Source organism: Alterirhizorhabdus solaris, from assembly GCF_007785815.1.
Lineage (GTDB): Bacteria > Pseudomonadota > Alphaproteobacteria > Sphingomonadales > Sphingomonadaceae > Alterirhizorhabdus > Alterirhizorhabdus solaris.
Genome location: NZ_VNIM01000018.1, coordinates 36,411 through 53,731 on the forward strand (window position 1 = coordinate 36,411; position 17,321 = coordinate 53,731).

The 17,321-nt window shown below is 70.4% G+C and carries 18 protein-coding genes; 7 read left to right on the forward strand and 11 right to left on the reverse strand.

Annotated elements, in window-relative coordinates; translation table 11 throughout:
- Nucleotides 1–2: 2 nt before the first annotated feature.
- On the forward strand, nt 3–170 hold the full coding sequence (gene rpmG / locus FOY91_RS06480) for a 50S ribosomal protein L33 (RefSeq protein WP_145149302.1): 168 nt from the start codon (nt 3–5) through the stop codon (nt 168–170).
- Between the two features lie 53 nt (nt 171–223).
- Here the strand turns inward: rpmG and FOY91_RS06485 are convergent, their stop codons facing one another.
- Nucleotides 224–586: a response regulator gene (locus tag FOY91_RS06485; RefSeq protein WP_145149304.1), complete on the reverse strand. Its 363-nt coding sequence runs from the start codon at nt 584–586 to the stop codon at nt 224–226.
- A gap of 36 nt (nt 587–622) precedes the next feature.
- On the opposite strand from FOY91_RS06485, the gene FOY91_RS06490 reads away from it, so the two are divergent.
- Nucleotides 623–892 carry a DUF3572 family protein gene (locus tag FOY91_RS06490; RefSeq protein WP_145149306.1) on the forward strand — a complete coding sequence of 90 codons (270 nt, stop codon included), beginning with the start codon at nt 623–625 and terminating at the stop codon, nt 890–892.
- On the forward strand, nt 889–1,518 hold the full coding sequence (locus tag FOY91_RS06495; RefSeq protein WP_145149308.1) for an HAD family hydrolase: 630 nt from the start codon (nt 889–891) through the stop codon (nt 1,516–1,518). Before FOY91_RS06490 ends, FOY91_RS06495 begins: the two co-directional genes overlap by 4 nt.
- 96 nt (nt 1,519–1,614) lie before the next feature.
- Here FOY91_RS06495 and FOY91_RS06500 read toward each other — a convergent pair whose 3' ends face one another.
- Nucleotides 1,615–1,959, reverse strand: coding sequence for a hypothetical protein (locus FOY91_RS06500; protein ID WP_238995277.1), 345 nt, complete (start codon nt 1,957–1,959; stop codon nt 1,615–1,617).
- A gap of 98 nt (nt 1,960–2,057) precedes the next feature.
- Entirely contained in the window at nt 2,058–3,851 is a 1,794-nt protein-coding gene (locus tag FOY91_RS06505; RefSeq protein ID WP_238995278.1) for an AcrB/AcrD/AcrF family protein, read from the reverse strand.
- 54 nt (nt 3,852–3,905) lie between these two features.
- On the opposite strand from FOY91_RS06505, the gene FOY91_RS06510 reads away from it, so the two are divergent.
- From FOY91_RS06510 to FOY91_RS06520, 3 genes are read left to right on the forward strand one after another with little or no spacing between them, the layout of a single operon-like run.
- Complete coding sequence (locus FOY91_RS06510; RefSeq protein WP_145149310.1) at nt 3,906–4,319, forward strand: GtrA family protein; 414 nt, start codon at nt 3,906–3,908, stop codon at nt 4,317–4,319.
- A gap of 33 nt (nt 4,320–4,352) precedes the next feature.
- The gene (locus tag FOY91_RS06515) at nt 4,353–5,294 is read left to right on the forward strand and encodes a glycosyltransferase family 2 protein (RefSeq protein WP_145149312.1); all 942 of its coding nucleotides are present in this window, start codon (nt 4,353–4,355) and stop codon (nt 5,292–5,294) included.
- On the forward strand, nt 5,294–6,022 hold the full coding sequence (locus tag FOY91_RS06520) for a class I SAM-dependent methyltransferase (protein ID WP_145149314.1): 729 nt from the start codon (nt 5,294–5,296) through the stop codon (nt 6,020–6,022). Before FOY91_RS06515 ends, FOY91_RS06520 begins: the two co-directional genes overlap by 1 nt.
- A gap of 186 nt (nt 6,023–6,208) precedes the next feature.
- On the opposite strand, the gene FOY91_RS06525 is transcribed toward FOY91_RS06520, so the two are convergent.
- Nucleotides 6,209–7,801 (reverse strand): hypothetical protein, encoded by a 1,593-nt coding sequence (locus FOY91_RS06525; RefSeq protein WP_145149335.1) that lies wholly within the window; start codon nt 7,799–7,801, stop codon nt 6,209–6,211.
- Nucleotides 7,802–8,303: 502 nt separating this feature from the next.
- The gene (locus FOY91_RS21570; protein WP_162527159.1) at nt 8,304–10,532 is read right to left on the reverse strand and encodes a hypothetical protein; all 2,229 of its coding nucleotides are present in this window, start codon (nt 10,530–10,532) and stop codon (nt 8,304–8,306) included.
- Nucleotides 10,533–10,648: 116 nt separating this feature from the next.
- On the opposite strand from FOY91_RS21570, the gene FOY91_RS06535 reads away from it, so the two are divergent.
- A complete protein-coding gene (locus tag FOY91_RS06535) occupies nt 10,649–12,208 on the forward strand; it encodes a hypothetical protein (protein ID WP_145149316.1) in 1,560 nt (519 codons plus the stop codon).
- A gap of 35 nt (nt 12,209–12,243) precedes the next feature.
- Here the strand turns inward: FOY91_RS06535 and FOY91_RS06540 are convergent, their stop codons facing one another.
- From FOY91_RS06540 to FOY91_RS06565, 6 genes are all read right to left on the reverse strand, one after another.
- A complete protein-coding gene (locus FOY91_RS06540; protein WP_145149318.1) occupies nt 12,244–12,462 on the reverse strand; it encodes a hypothetical protein in 219 nt (72 codons plus the stop codon).
- A gap of 151 nt (nt 12,463–12,613) precedes the next feature.
- Nucleotides 12,614–13,174 (reverse strand): single-stranded DNA-binding protein, encoded by a 561-nt coding sequence (gene ssb, locus FOY91_RS06545; protein ID WP_145149320.1) that lies wholly within the window; start codon nt 13,172–13,174, stop codon nt 12,614–12,616.
- Between the two features lie 26 nt (nt 13,175–13,200).
- Nucleotides 13,201–15,060, reverse strand: a complete 1,860-nt coding sequence (feoB, locus tag FOY91_RS06550) for a ferrous iron transporter B (RefSeq protein ID WP_145149322.1) — start codon at nt 15,058–15,060, stop codon at nt 13,201–13,203.
- The gene (locus FOY91_RS06555) at nt 15,057–15,302 is read right to left on the reverse strand and encodes a FeoA family protein (RefSeq protein WP_145149324.1); all 246 of its coding nucleotides are present in this window, start codon (nt 15,300–15,302) and stop codon (nt 15,057–15,059) included. The genes feoB and FOY91_RS06555 overlap by 4 nt, the downstream gene beginning before the upstream one ends.
- Before the next feature lie 63 nt (nt 15,303–15,365).
- Nucleotides 15,366–16,046, reverse strand: a complete 681-nt coding sequence (locus tag FOY91_RS06560; protein ID WP_145149337.1) for a COQ9 family protein — start codon at nt 16,044–16,046, stop codon at nt 15,366–15,368.
- Between the two features lie 55 nt (nt 16,047–16,101).
- Nucleotides 16,102–17,037 (reverse strand): DMT family transporter, encoded by a 936-nt coding sequence (locus tag FOY91_RS06565; protein ID WP_145149326.1) that lies wholly within the window; start codon nt 17,035–17,037, stop codon nt 16,102–16,104.
- Between the last annotated feature and the right edge of the window lie 284 nt (nt 17,038–17,321).

A 17,321-nucleotide genomic window follows, 5' to 3' on the forward strand; every position in this document is an offset into this window, starting at 1 on the left:
TCATGGCCAAGCCGACCACCGTCAAGATCAAGCTCCTCAGCACGGCCGACACCGGCTTCTTCTACGTGACGAAGAAGAACCCGCGCAACACGACCGAGAAGATGAGCTTCCGCAAATATGATCCCGTCGTGCGCAAGCATGTCGATTTCAAGGAAGCCAAGATCAAGTAAGCCGGCCGGCGCCGCCCCGTGGGGCGGGCGCCACCGTCTGCCGGGGCCGGTCGTCAGATCAGCCCCACCACCGTCTCGATGAAGCGCATCACCGAGATCGGCTTGGATACATAGGCTTCGGCCCCCGCCGCGCGGATCCGCTCCTCGTCGCCTTTCCCCGCATAGGCGGTGACGGCCATGATCGGGATCGCGGCAAGCGACTCGTCGGCCTTCAACTGCACGATCAGGTCGATCCCGCTCACATGCGGCAGCTGGATGTCCATGATGATGAGATCGGGCCCGAAAGCCACCGCGCGCGCCATGGCCTCGCGCCCGTCGCGCACCGGCGCGACCTCATAATCGTGCGCGCGCAGCAGATCGCAAAACAGCTTCAGGTTCAGTTCGTTGTCCTCGACAACGAGCACTTTCTTCGCCACGCACCGCCCTCGGTTATCCGGTGGAGACGTTAGGCGATGCGTACCGACAAAGTAAGCCATGACCCCACCGCCCTGGCGCTGTCGGCGCTGGCATGGGCGGTGTCGGACGTGGAGCGGGCCACGCGCCTGCTCGCGCTCACCGGCCTCGCGCCCGACGACCTGCGCCAGCGCGCCGCCGACCGGGAGGTGCTGGCCGCCGTGCTGGGCTTCCTCGAATCGCACCAGCCGGACCTGATCGCCTGCGCCGACGCGCTGGAGGTGCGGCCCGAATCCCTTGTCACCGCGCGCGAGGAGCTGGAACGATGAGCCGCCCCCTCCTCATCACCGATTGCGACGAGGTGCTGTTGCACATGGTCAGCCATTTCGGCGACTGGCTGGGCGAGGCGCACGCGATCGATTTCGCGCTTGGCGCCAACCATGATTTCGGCACCGCCCTCAGCCACCGCGCCACCGGCGAGACGGTGCGGGCGGACGAGGTGTGGCCGCTGCTCGACGGCTTCTTCGCCACCGAGATGGGCCGCCAGACCTTGGTGCCGCACGCACGCGAGGCGCTGGCCGAGATTGCGGAGATTGCCGACATCGTGGTGCTGACCAACCTGCGCGATCACTGCCAGCCGGGCCGGGTGGCGCAGCTCGAGACGCACGGCATCCGCCACCGCGTGGTGTGCAACCAGGGCGGCAAGGGCACCCCGGTCGGCCGCCTCGTGGCGGAATATGCCCCGAGCGCCACGGTGTTCGTCGACGATCTGGCGGTCCACCACGCCTCGGTGGCGGACGCGCAACCGGGTGTGTGGCGCCTCCACATGATCGCCGAACCCCGCCTCGCCGAACACACCCCCAAGGCCCCCGCCGCCCACGCCCGGATCGACGACTGGGCAGTGGCCAAGGACTGGGTGATCGACAAGCTGCGCGGGGGCGTGGGGGCGGCGTGAGGAGAGAAGCGGGCGGCGATGACTGGTGGTTAGCGGACCTTCGTCAGACCATAGAAATTGGTGACTTCTCGATTGCAAGCACGGGCGCTGAAACACCTACACCCCGCCACCGGAATAGAACACGTAAACCAAGAACGCGAAAAGCGCCGCAACCATCCACACGGTCAGCGGGACAATTGTCCAAGACGCTCGTTTTCCACCGAGCAGCAGCGCGTAGGCGGGAAGAACCACGCCGCCTGTCAAGAAGCCGATAGAGCCGTAACGATACCAAAGCTCCTGCTCTCGACTAGAATAGGGGCCTTGGGTGAATCCCAATGCAAATAGACCCATCAGCAGCGCGTTGATGACAAGAATCGTGAGAAGGCATCCGAAGCCTGCCCGCTGGTCCTTCACTGGGGCTTCCACGGCACCGGCCGGTGCTTCACCAGCTTCCGCACGCATTCGACAAAGCGGGCCTCATCGTCATAAGTCATGCAATACACTGGCACGCTCTACGAATTGCCGCAATTGGGCGAAACCAGCCCCTCAGCCGACCCGCTTCACGGCACCACCCGCCACAGCCTGAGCGGCGATCCCTTCGGCAACGGCACCGGCGTCAGCCATGCCGGCACGCGCCCGCGCATCAGTTGCGCGTACAGCCCCCGCTTCGCCTCGCTGGCGTAGATCGTCGATTCGGACATGCCGGGGCAGATCAGCAGCAGCGTCGCGCCGTGCCGACGCATCACGTCGCGTGCCACCTCCGGCGGGCCGCGGAAGGCGTGTTGCACGTCGAGGATCGCCGCGCCGTTGCGGTGATAGGGGCCGGCGATCGCGCTGTGGTGCGTCGTGGCGATCAGGCGCGGGCCGAAATCGACGAAGGTGAGGATCGTCGCCGCCGGCAGTTTCGCGATCGGGGCCAGCGCGGGCAGCGTGGGGCAGCGCCGGTTCGCCAGTGCCACCGCCTTGCGCCCCCGCGCCTCCTTTGCCGGCGGGATGGCGTTGACGATCAGCGGCACCGCCACGCCCGAGACGAGCAGCAGCGCCGCCACCGTGCCGCCCAGCCGCACCGCCGTCCGCCGATCGCGGGTGACACGGGGCAGCAGCATCCAGCCGAGCGCCGCCGCCCCCGGCACGCCGAGGAGCTGCGCCGCCGGCCCGGCGCGCGCCTGCCATAGCAGCATGAGGCAGGCGGAGACGGCCAGCAGCGCCGGCGTCACCCAGCCAGCGAAGGTGGGGGTGCGGCGGGTACGCCACAGCATCGCCAGCGCGCCGACCACGCCCGCCAGCGGCAGCGCCAGCGTCGGCAGGTACACGCGCCAACCGTGCGAATAGATCGGCTTGGCCTCGCGTACGTGCGACAGCCACAACTGGTCCAGTTCGGGCGAGACCCGTTCGGGCCGGCCGAGGCAATCCGGCCAGAAATGGACGAAACCGCCCGCCAGCACCGCGCCCGCCACCCCGGCCAGCAGCAGCCGCAGCCACCAGCGCTCCACCCGCAGCGCCGCCAGCGCCACCAGCAAGCCGCCCGCGCCGAGGCAGACGGACAGCCACACCGGCGACAGCGCGTCGCACACCGGCGCGCGATTGGCATAGGACGCGAAGATCACGTAACCCGCCGCCGCCCCGGCCGCGAGCGTGGCGGCATAGGCGGCCATCCGGGCGCGCTCGCCCCGGTCCGCCACCCAGCGCAGCGCCGTCACGCCGCCGGCCAGTGCCAGATAGGGCAGCATCTCCAGCCCGATCGTCAACGACAGCGCGGTGGCGATCCCCAGCGTCGCGCCGCCGCGCGCGCCCTTCGGGTCGGCGCTGCCCGCCACCGCCAGCGCGAGCATCGCCAGTTGCCAGCCGTGGTGATCGATCCTGAGCGGCATGAACATGAACAGCGCGCTCTGCCCGCACAGCAGCAGCAGCGCGCCCAGCGCAAAGGCTGCGGGCGCCACCAGCCGCCGCACCGCCAGCGCCAGCGATCCCATCGCCACCCCCAGCGGCAGCAGCGGCGCGACGGCCACCGCCGCCTTCTCGGCCACCGCAAAGCCCAGCAGCGGCTTCAGCGCCAGGATGATGCCGGCGATCGGCAGGTCCACCAGCCGCGACCAGTGAATGTTGGCACCCCCCGGCGGATCGAGGCGATATTGCCGCAGATCGTACCAGCCCTGCCCGCCCAGCCAGCTGTTCACCTCGGCGATGCGCAGGCTGTCGTCGGTATCGCCCAGAGCGAACCAGCGGATCGCGCTCCACTTCACCACGATCAGCGCGATCGCGGCGAGCAGCCACAGCGTGGCGGTCCACCAGCCCCAGCGGCGGGTGAACGGATCGGCGGGCGGGTTCACCGGATGTTGGGGAAAGCTGGCCATGAGCGTGTGCGGCCATTAGTCGCTCGGGGCTAAAGGGCAAGCGGGGCGCGGTGGATGGATTTGGCGGACAAGGCCGGCGAATGGCGGGTGCTGCTCGGGCAGCTGGTGCGCTACGGGCTGACCGGCGGGCTGGCGAGCATCGTCAACATCGGGGTGTACTGGGTGCTGGCCACGCGCGGGCGGCTGGACCCGAACCTGGCGTGGACGGCGGGCTTCCTCGGCGCGGTGGTGGTCGGCTATGTCGTCCACAGCCGGTGGAGCTTCCGCGGGCACGGCAGGCGCGGCAACCTGTGGCGCACGGGCGGCCGCTTCGTCATCATCTCGCTGGTCAGCTTCGGGCTGAACAGCCTGTGGGTATGGCTGCTGGTGAGCCGCCTTGCCTGGCCTGTCTGGTCGCCCTATCCGCTGGTGCTGGGCGTCACGCCGCTGGCGGTCTTCTGGCTCAACCGGCGCTGGGTGTTCGAGTGAGGCCAGATCTTCTGTGAAAGGCGAGGGGAAATCATGCTCTCGGTGATCGTGCCGGTGAAGGACGAGGAGGAGGCGGTCGGCGCGTTCGTCACCCGCGTCTCCGCCGTGCTCGACGGCTTGCGCGAAACCGACGGCACGCCGCTTTCGTGGGAAGTGCTGTTCGTCGACGACGGCAGCACCGACGCCACCATGGCCGCGATCTGCGCCGCCAACCGTGCCGACCCGCGTATCCGCGCGCTCTCGCTCTCGCGCAATTTCGGCAAGGAGGCGGCGCTTTCGGCCGGGCTGGACCATGCGCGCGGGGCCGCGGTGGTGCCGATCGACGTCGACCTGCAGGATCCGCCCGAGGTGATCGGTGCGATGCTGGAGAAATGGCGCGCCGGCTTCGACGTGGTCTACGGCGTGCGCCGCAACCGCCAGAGCGATTCGCTGCCCAAGCGGATGACCGCCGACCTCTATTACCGCGCGCACAACTGGCTCTCGATGGACAAGATCCCCGAACATGCCGGCGACTTCCGCCTGCTCGACCGCAAGGTGGTCGACGTCATCAAGGTGATGCCGGAACGCAACCGCTTCATGAAGGGGCTGTTCGCCTGGGGCGGCTTCCGCCAGACGGCGGTGGAATATGACCGGGTCGAGCGCAGGCTGGGCCGGACGAAATTCAATTACTGGAAGCTGTGGACGCTGGCGATCGACGGCATCACCAGTGCCTCCACCGTGCCGCTGCGCGTGTGGAGCTATCTGGGCGGGGCGATCGCGCTGGGGGGCATCCTGTTCGCGCTGTTCGTGATCGCCAAGACGATCCTGTTCGGTTCGGACGTCCGCGGCTACCCCTCGCTGATGGTGGCGGTGCTGTTCTTCGGCGGGTTGCAGCTGATGTCGCTCGGCATCCTCGGGGAATATGTCGGCCGCATCCTGGTCGAGGTGAAGCATCGGCCGATCTACATCGTCCGCGAGACGGTTGGAGACGCCTGATGGACCGCGAAACCTACGACAACATGGCGCGGATCGACGGCGCGCACTGGTGGTTCGTCGCCCGCCGCCGGATCATCGACCGGCTGATCCGCGCGCAGGTGCCGCTCAAGTCCGACGCGCGCATCCTGGAGATGGGCTGCGGCACCGGGTCGAACATCGCCCTCCTCGGCCAGTTCGGCGCGGTGGACGCGGTGGAGCCGGACGGCCCGGCCCGCGCGCTCGCCACCGCCCGCACCGGGATCGAGGTAAAGGGCGGGCTGCTGCCCGATGGCGTCGATCTGGCGGACGGTGCCTACGACATGATCGCGATGCTGGACGTGCTGGAGCATATTCCCGACGACGGCCCGGCGCTGGCGGCGCTGCTGCCCAAGCTGGCGCCGGGCGGGCGCATCGTCGTGACGGTGCCCGCAGGACCCGGCCTGTGGAGCGCGCACGACACCGCGCACCATCACCAGCGCCGCTACACCGCCGGTTCGCTGCGGGAGGTGTTCGAGGCGAACGGTTACCGCGTGCGCCACCTCACCCATTTCAACACCGTGCTCTATCCGCTCGTCGTCGCCGCGCGCGCGGCGGGCCGGCTGATGAAGCGCGAGGGCGGCGACGATGCGATGCCGCCCGCGCCGGTCAACGCCGTGCTCAAGGCGCTGTTCGGCGCGGAACGGTACTGGGTGCCCAGACGCACGCTGCCGTTCGGCGTCTCGCTGGCGATCGTGGCGGAACCCGCCTGATCTCTGATATCCAGTCCGAAGGTCGCCGGCGCGCATCACGACGGTGCCCGAACCAAACGAGGTTCCAGAGCCGGATGATCCGAAGCCGACCCGCGCATCCCGAGAGGCTGGTCGGGATCCCGGCGAAGTCGAGGCGCGAACTTTAACGTCCGGCCAGCTTCTCGGGATGAGCGGCGAAGGGGCGCCTTACATCCTGCTCGCGCGCAGCCCCGGTTGCGCCGGATCATGCCGCACGCGGTACAGCACACCGCGCGCGCCATGCCACACCGGGATCAGGTCCGGCTCGTGCGGCCAGCGTTCGGGCGGCATGTCGATCAGCCAGAAATAATCGAACGCCGCGCGTGGGAAGTTCTTCAGCGTGTCCTCGAAGATCGGCTCGCCGTGGCCCCGGCACGCCAACGGGCGCAGCAACTGCGAGGGATCGGTGGCGAAGCGGCCGGCCGCCTTGTACGTCACCTGCAGCAGCTGCGCGCCCGGCATCACCCACTGGCCGTTGACGAACGCATCGCGCCGCACGATCGCCTGGCTGCCCAGATGGTCCATCCGCGTCGTCACCCAGCTGCCCTGGCATTGCAGGCTGACGAGCACGAGGATGCGCGATCCCGGCGGCACTACATCCAGCGCGGCGAGCTGACGGCTGTAGGCGCGGTCGTAGCCGATGAAGTTCACCGTCGTCGCCGCCGTGCGCACCCCGAAGAAGGCGAGCGCGGCCACCGCCAGCACCGGCGCGATCCGCCGCGCATCCTCCCTCGGCCGGATCGCGATCACCGCGATCGCCAGCACATAGGGGATCAGCCGCATGTCGGCATAGGCCGATCCGAGCAGGATGCGCGGCAGCAGCAGATAGGCGATGAACAGGATCAGCGCGGCCAGCGCCAGCATGTGCTGGAAGCGCAGGCCCCCACGCCGGAACAGCGCGGCGAGGATCAGCCCCGTCAGCAACAGCACGCTGCCGACATCGAAGGCGAACCAGCGATCGCGCAGCGACGCCGCGAAATAGGCCAGCTTGGCGGTAAAGTTGAACCAGTCGCCGGTCATCCCCGCCACCGCCCCGCTGCGCCACAGCGCCATCAGGATCAGCGGCGGCGCGAGCGGCAGCACGGCGATCGGCGCGCGCCACAGCGCGTGCCAGCGGCTGCCCCCTCCCTGGCGATCGCGCGCCAGCTCGGCGGCGAGGCACAGCAGGCCCAGCACCCCCCAGCCGAACACGTGCGCCAGCCAGATCAGCGGCGCGATGGCGAGGAACAGCCCGGCCCGCAGTCGATAGCGGCCCGCCCGCCCCAGCCTCAGCCACAACGCGAAGGCGAGCAGCGCCAGCGCCATCGACAGCGTGTGGTTGAGGAAGCCGAACTGGAACGGAAAGCCATAGGCCAGCGGCAGCGCGAAGGCGGCGGTCGGCGGCACCCGCCCGCCATGCGCCTCGCGCGCGACCAGCAGCAGCCCGGCGGCGGTCAGCGTGGGGATGGCGATGGCGATCAGCTTCACCGCCAGCTGCACGCCGACCAGCGCCGACAGCGGGATCACCAGCAGATCGACGCCCAGATTGCCGAGCAGTGCCCAGTGGAACGCATAATAACGGTGAAGCCAGGGCGACGTGTCGATCGCCATCTCCACATGATAGCGCGCGAGGTGGCCCAGCGCGTCCGTCAGTGGCGGCAGCGACGGCCACAGCAGCGGCACCGCGCTCAGCGCCACCAGCAGCAGCAGGTAGCGACGGTCGCTCCACCAGCCGGGCGGATCGACGGGCGACGGGGCAGCGGGTGGCGCGGGCGACAGCATCACCTTCGGCCTTATGCCGCCGGGCGGGCGGGCGGCAAGAGCCGGCGTCCGCAGGCCGACCGTATGGCGTCTGCACGCCGGCCCCGACGGCCTGCCCTGCGGCGGGGCCGACTTCGTTCACCCCGGTACATCCATCGTGGATTGCGTCAGGCGATGTCGCGCGAGCATGCCTCGGCGCGGCACGATCGACTCGTCTCCTGTCGTTCCTACCGCTCGAAGTATAACTACCATTCATGCCTGCCTGGCATTGCGAGGTTGAGGTTTCGGTCGATCAACAACCGGCCGGGGACGCCGGAAGCCTCGGCGAAAACTTCACCCCGGACCTGTTCCGGGTCGACCGTGTGACGGGCGGCTCGGCCTAAAGCCTTCGCGCCGGGGATGATCGGCCTCGCTGTAAAATGTGAACCCGGCCCGGATCAGTCCTCCTTCCTGCGATGGTTGACACGCCGATCCCGACTCGTGGTCGGGCACTCGCGGCAGGCGCCCGGATGACCCGGCCCCGCTACCCCGCCCCACGCACGCGCCAGACGTGCCACGGCGTTCCGGGAACGCGGACCCGGACGAGCCAGCCCGGCACCTCCCCCCGCATCAGCCGGGCGTGGAAACCATCCGGCGCACGGCGATCGTAGAGTTGCGCCTCGGCCGGTTCGCCGCAGGCGATCACGAAATCGATGGCGTGGCGGCGCACGATCGCCCGCGCCGCCGCCGGCGTCCCACCCCAAGCCCGCATCGTATCGGCGATGGCGCGGCCATTGCGGTGGTAGGGGCCGGCCAGACCGCGATGATGGGTGTGGAGCAGCAGTGCGGGCGTCGCGTCGATCGTGGCGAGCATCGTTGCGGCCGGCAGCACATCCAGCGCGGCCAGCGCGCGTGGCGCCATGCAGGCCGCGTCGCCCGCTTCGGCCGCCGCGTCCGTCCTGCCCGGCGGGGTGGCGGCCAGCGTGGCGACTAGCAAGCGCGGCGCGATCGCCGACACGCAGAGGAACAGCACGACCGAGCCGAACACGCGGACGATCATCGAACCGCTCGCCGCCAGCCGCGCCCGGCCGTGCCAGCCCAGCGCCGCCGCCCCCGGCAGCGCCAGCGCCTGCGCCGCCACCGCCGCCCGGGTGGAAACCAGCGCCAGCACGATCGACAGCGCCCCCATCGCGAGCATCATGCCCCATGCGCGCCGTGGCCCGCGCCGCCCCATCATGGCCGCCCCGGCCAGCCCGATCAGCGGCAGCGCGAGGCTCGCCCAGAACACCTCCGCCCCCTGCCGCCACAACGGCAGCGCCTCGGACACGCGATCCAGCCACAGCGCCCGCGCCGCCGGATCGACCGCATGATAGGGATCGATCAGGCACGTGCCGCCGCCGCCCGCCAGCAACCCCGCCGCCACCGCCAGCCCGGCGGCGACCAGCCAGCAGGCACGCCCGATGCGCCCGGCGGCCTGATTCCCGGCGTCGGTGACGGACGTCTCCGCCCCGCCCGGCCTTGCACCCATCGAGCCCCGCCAAGCGAGGCGGGCGCGGTGCCGGTCCACACCGCAGGTGCCCGCTGCCTGCACCGAAGCCGTGTTCCACCGACCAGCATGCAAAGGTCGAGACGCACCTGCATCCGCGATCTCCCGGCCGGTCGTATCCACCTGATCGATCGCCGGTGCCCGGGCAAGGCGTTGGTCGGTTTCATCGAAGCCGACGCGATCCCGGATCGGGATATGCGATCCGCAGCCCGCGCCGGTGCCGGCATCCCGATCGCCGACGCGCGCCCCGACCGAACCCGAGCGGCCCCGATCCGGCCCCGACTTCCCGACGGCGTGCACCGCCTCCGCGATCGACCCGACTCCGCCCCGCCATGCCTCAAAGCGAACGGCCGACCAGATGGTCGCCACCGCCAGCATCGTGCCTCCGGCCCACAACGGCAGCGCGTAAGCCGCCGACAACGCATCGCACGTGCCGGCGAATCGCTGCCCTGCTGGCACGAAGCCGATCAGCCCGATCGCCACGCCCACGCCCGCCGCGCCGCACAGCCAGCGCAGTCGCACGCCCTCGCGCGCGTCGACCACCCAAGCCAGCGCCGCCAGTACCACTGCCAGCACCAGATAGGGCAGCATCTCCACCCCGATCGTGAGCGAGGCGGCGATCGCCAACCCCGCCAGCATCCCGCCGCGCCGCCGGTCCGCCGCCGTCAGCCCCAGCATAGTGGTCAGCACCAGCACGATCTGCCAGCCGTGGTGATCGATCCGCAACGGCGCCATCATGCCCATCACCGGGCTGGCCAGCAGCAGCAGCAGCGGCGCCCACCACCATGCCGCCGGCACGATCAGCCGCCGTGCCAGCGCGGCCAGCACCGCCATCGCCGCCAGCAGCGTGACGAGCGGCACGGCCGCCGCCGCGACCATCTCGGCCATGGCCACCCCCACCAGCGGTCGCAGCGGCACGATGATCGCAGCCAGCGGCAGATCGACCAGCCGGGTCCAGTGGATGTCGGCGCCGGCCGGCGGATCGAGGCGATATTGCCGCAGGTCGAACCAGCCCTGCCCGCCCAGCCAGTCCCGCACCTGCAACAGTCGCAACGCGTCATCGCTGTCGGGCATCCGCATCGCGGCGATCGCCCCGGCCCGCCCGGCCAGCAGCCACGCGCACGCCGCCAGCCAAAGGCCGATCAACCCGAGCCGCCAGCGCGAGGCTCCGGCGGGCGGAGCGACGGCCGGCATCGGTACGGGTTGCGCGGAGGCCGTCTCGGTCATGCGCCGCCGTATCGCGGCCCCGGTCAAGGGGCAGTTAACGGCCCGTTCGTGATCGCCGGCTAGGCTTCGTCGCGAAACCGCTTCAGTCCATGCACTTTTGGGGTAGAGGCCTGCTGGTGACCCGCGCGATCCTGCCCCGCCCGCCCCTCCGCCTCGCCGCCCTGCTCGCGGTCGCGGCGATCGTCGCCTTCGGGATCTGGGCGCGGGTATGGCATACGCTGCGTGAGCCGCTGTGGCTGGACGAGGCCTACAGCGCCTATGCCGCCGCCAAGGGGTTCGGTTTCCTGTGGCATGTCGTGCCGCTCTACGAGACGCACCCGCCCTTCTATTACTCGCTGGTGCGGGTGTGGACGCTCGCGTTCGGCGATTCGCTCGCCGGCCACCGTTCGCTCGGCATCGTCGCCGGTATCGCCACCCTCGCGGTCGTGCCGCTGATCGCACGGGAGGCAGCCAGGCGGTTCCCCGATCGCTTCGGCAAGGGCCGGCTGCTGGCGCTGGCGATGCTGCTGCTCGCCGCGCTCTCCCCCTCGCTGGTGGCGATGACGCGCGAGGTGCGGCCCTATCCGGTGATGATCCTCGTCTACGCCGCCACCACGCTGGCGCTGCTGACGCTGGGCCGCCATGCCGCCGCCGGGCGGGGAATCGCGCGCCGGCCGTTCGCCGGCTACCTGCTGGGCCTGGCGCTGATGCTGTGGCTGCACAACCTGGGCCCGCTGTACGGCGTGGCGATCGGGCTGGCCTTCCTCGCGCTCGTCGCCCGCCCCGGCCTGTCGCGGGCGGACTGGCTGCTGATCGTCGGCGGGCATCTGGTGGTGGCGCTGGCGTGGCTGCCGGCGCTACTGATCCTGCTCGATCAGGCGCCCACCTGGGTGCATTCCACCTGGCTGAAGTTCAGCTTCGATGCGATGCGCTGGCGGCTGGCGCTGCTGTGGGCCGCACCCGGCGCAATCGCGATGATCGCCGGCCTCGTGCTGGCGGCGGGGGCCGTCGCCACGCTGGCACGGCGGGCGGAGGGGTGGCGCGTGCTGCTGGCGCTGCTGCTGCTGGCGGGTGTGCCCGTCGCGCTTTCCGTCGCGCTGTCGGTGGCGGTCGCGCCCGTCTTCATCGTCCGCACGATGACGCCGGTGGCGGTGCCCGCGCTGGTGCTGCTCGCGATCGGCGCGGTCGGCATGGCGCGGCCGTGGCGCTGGATCATGCTGGCGGCGCTGGCCGCGCTGGCGATCGAGATGGCTGCGATCGACCTGCGCGAGCGTGCCGGCGGCCCGATGCAGGACTGGTACGGCACCGTCGACTGGCTGGCCGTGCGCTATCGCCCCGGCGACGCGGTGTGGGCCTATCCCAACGAGGGCGCGCTGCCGTTCGACTATGCGGTGCGCGATCGCCGGATGGCGGTGGCGACGCGCGCGATCCCCACGCCGATCCCCACGCTGGATAGCGGCCCGGGCGCGTGGAACCCCACCGGCAGCCGTGGCGTGTTCTCGCTGCCGCCGGCCCGGCTGGAGGCGATCGCGCGCGACGGCGAGGCGATCCCGACGATCTGGCTGCTCCGCCTCGGCGCCAATGCCTACGACAAGGGCGACGTGCTGCTGCACGCACTGGAGCGGGATCGCGTGCGGGTAGGTCGCTGGAAGAGCGGACCGATCGAGATCATCGGATTGCGCCGCCGGGGGATATGAGGGCCGGCGTCACGCCCGCCCTCCACCGGCCGCCGTCAGCCGTGCATCAGCCGGTTCGGCACGCGCTTGACCGCACCGGTCATCAGCTTGGAGCCGAACGCCTTCTTCATCTTGGCGGTATCGTCGGCATTCTTGAACACCACGCGGGTGCCGCCGGACTGCAATGCCTCGATCACCGAGGTATCGACGCCATGCTTGACGCACAGGCTCTGGACCTGTGCAAACTGCACGTCGACGTTGATGGCGCGGGACATTGGCTGTTCTCCTGCGCGACACGATGTTCGCGCGACCGGGCGACCCGAAACGGGCGCCCGCCGGAGCCTTAGCACGGAAAGCCCCGATCGCGGTAATCGCAAGGGGCATCGGGTGCGGGGGCGGCGCCGACCGGTGCCGCCCTGTCGATTCTCAGAACGGCACGTCGTCGTCGAGATCGCTGTCGAAGCTGGGCGCCGGCTTGGACTGGCCGCGACCACCGCCGCCGAAGCCCGATCCGCCACCGCCGCCGGAACGGCCGCCGCCCGAACCGCCACCGCCGCCGAAGCCGCGATCCTCCTCGTAGCCGCGATCGTCACCGCCGCCACCCCAGGCATCGCCGCCACCGCCGCCGGCGCCGCCCGGCTTGTCGAGCAGGGTCAGCGTGCCGTCGAAGCCCTGCAGCACGATCTCGGTCGAATATTTCTCGACGCCGGAATTATCCTGCCACTTCCGCGTCTGCAGCTTGCCCTCGATGTAGACCTTGCTGCCCTTGCGCAAATATTGCTCGGCGATGCGGCCCAGCGGCTCGGAAAAGATGGCGACCGAATGCCACTCGGTCTTTTCCTTGCGCTCGCCGCTCTGCTTGTCCTTCCACGTCTCCGACGTGGCGATGCGGAGGTTCACCACCTTGCCGCCGTTCTGGAAGCTGCGCGATTCGGGATCGCGCCCCAGATTGCCGACGAGGATGACCTTGTTGACGCTGCCTGCCACCTGAATCTCCTAACGCCCCGGCGCGGCTACAGGCCCAGAGCCGTCGCCGCCCAGAATGTGATGCCGGCAGCCAGATAGGCAAGCCCGAACAGATAAGCGAGCGAGAACAGCGGCCACTTCCACCCGTTCGTCTCCCGCCGGATCACAGCGATCGTGGACAGGCACTGCGGCGCGAACACGAACCACATCAGGAAGGCGAGCGCCGTCGGCAGCGACCAGCGCCCCTGCAGGCGGCCCACCAGCGACCGCTCGGTCTGCACGTCGTCCCCGCCCTCGATCGAATAGACCGTGGCGAGCGACGAGACCGCCACCTCGCGCGCGGCCATCGCCGGGATGATCGCCAGCGACATCTCGTGGTTGAAGCCGATCGGCTTCAGCACCACCGCCAGCCCGTCGGCGATGCGCCCGGCTACCGAATAGCGCACCTGGCTCACCCCCTCGGGCGCCTGCGGGAAGCTGAGCAGCGCCCACAGCAGCACCGTGGCGCCCATGATGATCGTGCCGGCGCGGCGCACGAAAATCCATGCGCGCTGCATCAGCCCGATCGCGATGTCGCGCCAGTTGGGCATCTGGTACTTGGGCAGCTCCATCATGAATCCGCCGCTCTCGCCCTTGGCGATCGTCCTGCGAAACACCAGCGCCGCCAGCATCGCGCCGACGATGCCGATCACGTAAAGCCCGAACAGCACCAGCCCCTGCAGGCCGATCCCCGGCCCCACACTGCGCGGTGGGATGAACGCGGCGATGATGACGGCATACACCGGCAGCCGCGCCGAGCACGTCATCAGCGGCGCGATCAGGATGGTGGTCAGGCGATCCTTGGGGTCGTCGATCGTGCGCGTCGCCATGATGCCGGGGATCGCGCAGGCGAACGACGACAGCAAAGGGATGAATGCGCGGCCGGACAGGCCGACGCCGGCCATCAGCCGGTCCATCATGAAGGCGGCGCGCACCATGTAGCCGGACGCCTCCAGCACGAGGATGAAGAAGAACAGGATCAGGATCAGCGGCAGGAACCCCAGCACCGATCCGACGCCTGCGATCACCCCGTCCACCAGTAGCGAGCGCAGGAAGCCGGCCGGCAGCGCCGCGGTGATCCCGTCCTGCAGGGCCACGAACATCTGCTCGATCCACGCGATCGGCGCCTCGGACCAGGTGAACACCCCCTGGAACATCACGAACAGCAACGTCGCCAGCAGGATCGGCCCGGCGACCGGATGCAGCGCCACCCCGTCCAGCACATGCGACCAGCGCCGCGCGACGCTCTCCTGCTTGGTCGCCTTGATCGCGATCGCGCGGGCACGGCGTTGCAGCGTCACGATGTCATGCTCGGGCGGGGGGCCGCCGCGGATCAGCGTGGCGCCGCTGCCGTCCCCCACCAGCAGCGCCAGCGCGTCGCGCAGGTCCTCGATACCGCGCCTGCGCACCGCGACCGTGGGGATCACCGGCACGCCCAGTTCGCGCGAGAGCGCGTCGGTGTCGATCAGCAGACCGTCGCGCTCGGCCATGTCGATCATGTTGAGCGCCACCACCACCGGCAGCCCCAGCGCGATCAGTTGCAGCGTGAAGCGCAGGTGATTGTCGAGATTGCTCGCGTCCACCACCACCAGCAGCGCGGAGGGAAGTCGCTCGCCCGCCTGCCGGCCGAACAGCACGTCGCGCGTCACCGCCTCGTCGGGGCTGGCGGGATCGAGGCTGTAGGTGCCGGGCAGGTCGACCAGCTCCACCGGGCGGCCATCGGCCAGCGCCATGCGCCCCGATTTCCGCTCGACGGTGACGCCGGGATAGTTGCCCACCTTCTGCCGCGCGCCGGTCAGCGCATTGAACAGTGCGCTCTTGCCGGCATTCGGATTGCCCACGAGCGCGACCAGCGGGGACAGGTTCATGCCAGCGCGGCCACATCGACATGGATCGCGGCCGCCATCGTGCGGCGCAGCGCGATCGTCATCCGCCCGACCCGGCAGGCGATCGGATCGCGCCCGATCGGGCCGACGTGCAGCGCCTCGATCGTGACGCCGGCATCGAAACCGAGTTCACGCAGCCGGCGTGCCTCGGCCGGGCGCAGCGTCTCCCAATCCACGGTCGAAACGGTCGCGGTACGACGCAGCGGTAGTTCATCAAGACGCAAGTCGGTGTCCCGTCGCTTAAGCCTGCGACTGATTATCAATACCTGACCGTAAACGCCAGCCGATCATGTCACGCGATAGCGCAGCCGGCCGAGCAGGCGGGCCGGGCTGAAGATCCGGTCGGGATCGGGGCGCAGCTGGCCTTTCAGTTTCTCGAACCGCATGATCCCGCTGATCCGCCGATCGAGGAAGGCGCGGGTATCGGCATAATCCTCGCTCTCGTCGTCGAGGAACACCAGCATCGTCGCGGCATAGACCCCGCCCAGCGTGGCGCGCTTGGTATAATGGGCGATGTCGGTCGCGGTATCGCCGGCCAGATGCCACATCGCATCGGCCGCGCGCCAGCCCAGCCGCAAGCCACGCGCCGCATTCGACGGCAGCGCGAGGATGGCGATCGCCCGCCGCAGCGCCTCGCGGTCCGGTGCCGCCGTATCCAGCCGGGCCATCACCAGCGCGGTGATGCGCGCGCGGATCTTCATCGCCGCCAGCCGCTCGGGCGGCAGCGTCGCGGCCATCCGCCGGTCGATCGCGGCGAACCACGCGTCGATCATCCCGGCCGGGCCGTCGGCAAAGGCGAGGCGGGCGACGCTGGCCGGCACGCCGACTTCCGCCGCCGCCGCCGCCAGCGCCTCGTCGCTCCACCCGTCGAACGCGGCATGGTGCGGGATGACCGGTGCGAGCGCGGCGCGCACCTCATCGAGGGTGGGATCGGGATCGAGGATCGGGTCTGGCGCGGTCTGGCTCATGCCGGGAACATAGGCGCGGGCGGAGGGATCGCCAAGCACGGCGACGCCCCCGGGTTCAGGCGGCGGTGGCGCGCGGCGAGCGGCGCACGAGGATCAGCGCCACCGCGATCGCCGCCGCCCCGATGCCGTCGATCGCGGTCAGCCGCTCCCCATAGGCCAGCCAGCCGATCGCGGCCGCCAGCACCGGCTGGCTCAAGAGCCCCAGCCCCACCACCAGCGGGGAAAGGTGCCCGATCGCATAGATCACCAGCCCCTGCCCGATCACCTGGCTGCCCAGCGCCAGCAGCACCAGCGGGGTCCAGTCGCGCGGCCAGAATATCGGCTCCAGCGCCAGCGCGAACGGCAGCAGCGGCACCAGCGCCACGATCGTGAACAACGCCAGCGCCGGCAGCGGCGCCACCCGCCCGCGCGCGCGCTCCATCGCGACGAGATAGACGGTGTAGAACAGCCCGGCGGCAAGGCGCAGCAGATCGCCCAGTACGTTCTGCTGCGACAGCTCGAACGAGCGGCCGACCAGCAGCCCCACCCCCAGCGCCGCCAGTGCCAATGCCACCATCTGCCCGCGCCCCGGCCACGCCCGCGCCGCGACGAAGCCGTAGAGCGGGAAGAAGAAGCTGGCGCAGTTGGCGAACAGGGTGGCGTTGGCGAGGCGGGTGTGGAGGATGCCGATGTGCCACGCGGCGAGATCGGCAGCGAAGGCGAGGCCCGCCACCGCCAGCACCGGCCATAGCGCGCGCGGCGTGGCGGAGACCGGGCGGCCGGCGGCGCGGGCAACCAGCAGCAGCGCCGGGGCCGCGATCGCCAGCCGCCAGAACGCCGAGGAAAGCGGCCCGACATCGGCCAGCCGCACCAGCCACGGCCCGCACGCAAGGCACAGGTTGGCGAGCACCAGCCCGGCCAGCGCCAGCCGGACATGCCGTGCGCCGATGTGGCCAGCGGTGGAGGCGACCGACGCCGTGGCATCGCGCCCGTCCGGCGAGGAAGCTGTCATCCGGTCTTTTGTCCCGTACCACGGCGGGGCCGGGGCGTATGAATGGGTGGGCGGACGAAAGGCTGTCGTTCTTGTGCGGGCTTGCGTTCGCCGCCCCTCGTGTCGGGTCTGTTCCCGTTTGACAGGCGGTAGAGGCGGGCAGCGTCGGTCCTGCGGGAAGGGGGGCCCCCGGACAGGGGCGGGGGGGCGGCGGGGGAAAAAGAACCGCCCCACCTCCTCGGATTTTCCCGCGGGCGGACGGCGCCGCCCGGGAGGGGGGGCGGGCCGCGGCCGGCCGCCGAAAA

Bases quoted from the DNA above. Each gene is read 5' to 3' on its own strand.
- FOY91_RS21570 (WP_162527159.1), bottom strand. From the start codon at position 10,532: ATGACCGAGACGGCCTCCGCGCAACCCGTACCGATGCCGGCCGTCGCT.
- FOY91_RS06490 (WP_145149306.1), top strand. From the start codon at position 623: ATGCGTACCGACAAAGTAAGCCATGACCCCACCGCCCTGGCGCTGTCG.
- FOY91_RS06505 (WP_238995278.1), bottom strand. From the start codon at position 3,851: ATGGCCAGCTTTCCCCAACATCCGGTGAACCCGCCCGCCGATCCGTTC.
- FOY91_RS06495 (WP_145149308.1), top strand. From the start codon at position 889: ATGAGCCGCCCCCTCCTCATCACCGATTGCGACGAGGTGCTGTTGCAC.
- feoB (WP_145149322.1), bottom strand. From the start codon at position 15,060: ATGAACCTGTCCCCGCTGGTCGCGCTCGTGGGCAATCCGAATGCCGGC.
- FOY91_RS06500 (WP_238995277.1), bottom strand. From the start codon at position 1,959: ATGCGTGCGGAAGCTGGTGAAGCACCGGCCGGTGCCGTGGAAGCCCCA.
- FOY91_RS06515 (WP_145149312.1), top strand. From the start codon at position 4,353: ATGCTCTCGGTGATCGTGCCGGTGAAGGACGAGGAGGAGGCGGTCGGC.
- FOY91_RS06560 (WP_145149337.1), bottom strand. From the start codon at position 16,046: ATGAGCCAGACCGCGCCAGACCCGATCCTCGATCCCGATCCCACCCTC.
- FOY91_RS06540 (WP_145149318.1), bottom strand. From the start codon at position 12,462: ATGTCCCGCGCCATCAACGTCGACGTGCAGTTTGCACAGGTCCAGAGC.
- FOY91_RS06525 (WP_145149335.1), bottom strand. From the start codon at position 7,801: ATGCTGTCGCCCGCGCCACCCGCTGCCCCGTCGCCCGTCGATCCGCCC.
- FOY91_RS06510 (WP_145149310.1), top strand. From the start codon at position 3,906: ATGGATTTGGCGGACAAGGCCGGCGAATGGCGGGTGCTGCTCGGGCAG.
- FOY91_RS06565 (WP_145149326.1), bottom strand. From the start codon at position 17,037: ATGACAGCTTCCTCGCCGGACGGGCGCGATGCCACGGCGTCGGTCGCC.
- rpmG (WP_145149302.1), top strand. From the start codon at position 3: ATGGCCAAGCCGACCACCGTCAAGATCAAGCTCCTCAGCACGGCCGAC.
- FOY91_RS06520 (WP_145149314.1), top strand. From the start codon at position 5,294: ATGGACCGCGAAACCTACGACAACATGGCGCGGATCGACGGCGCGCAC.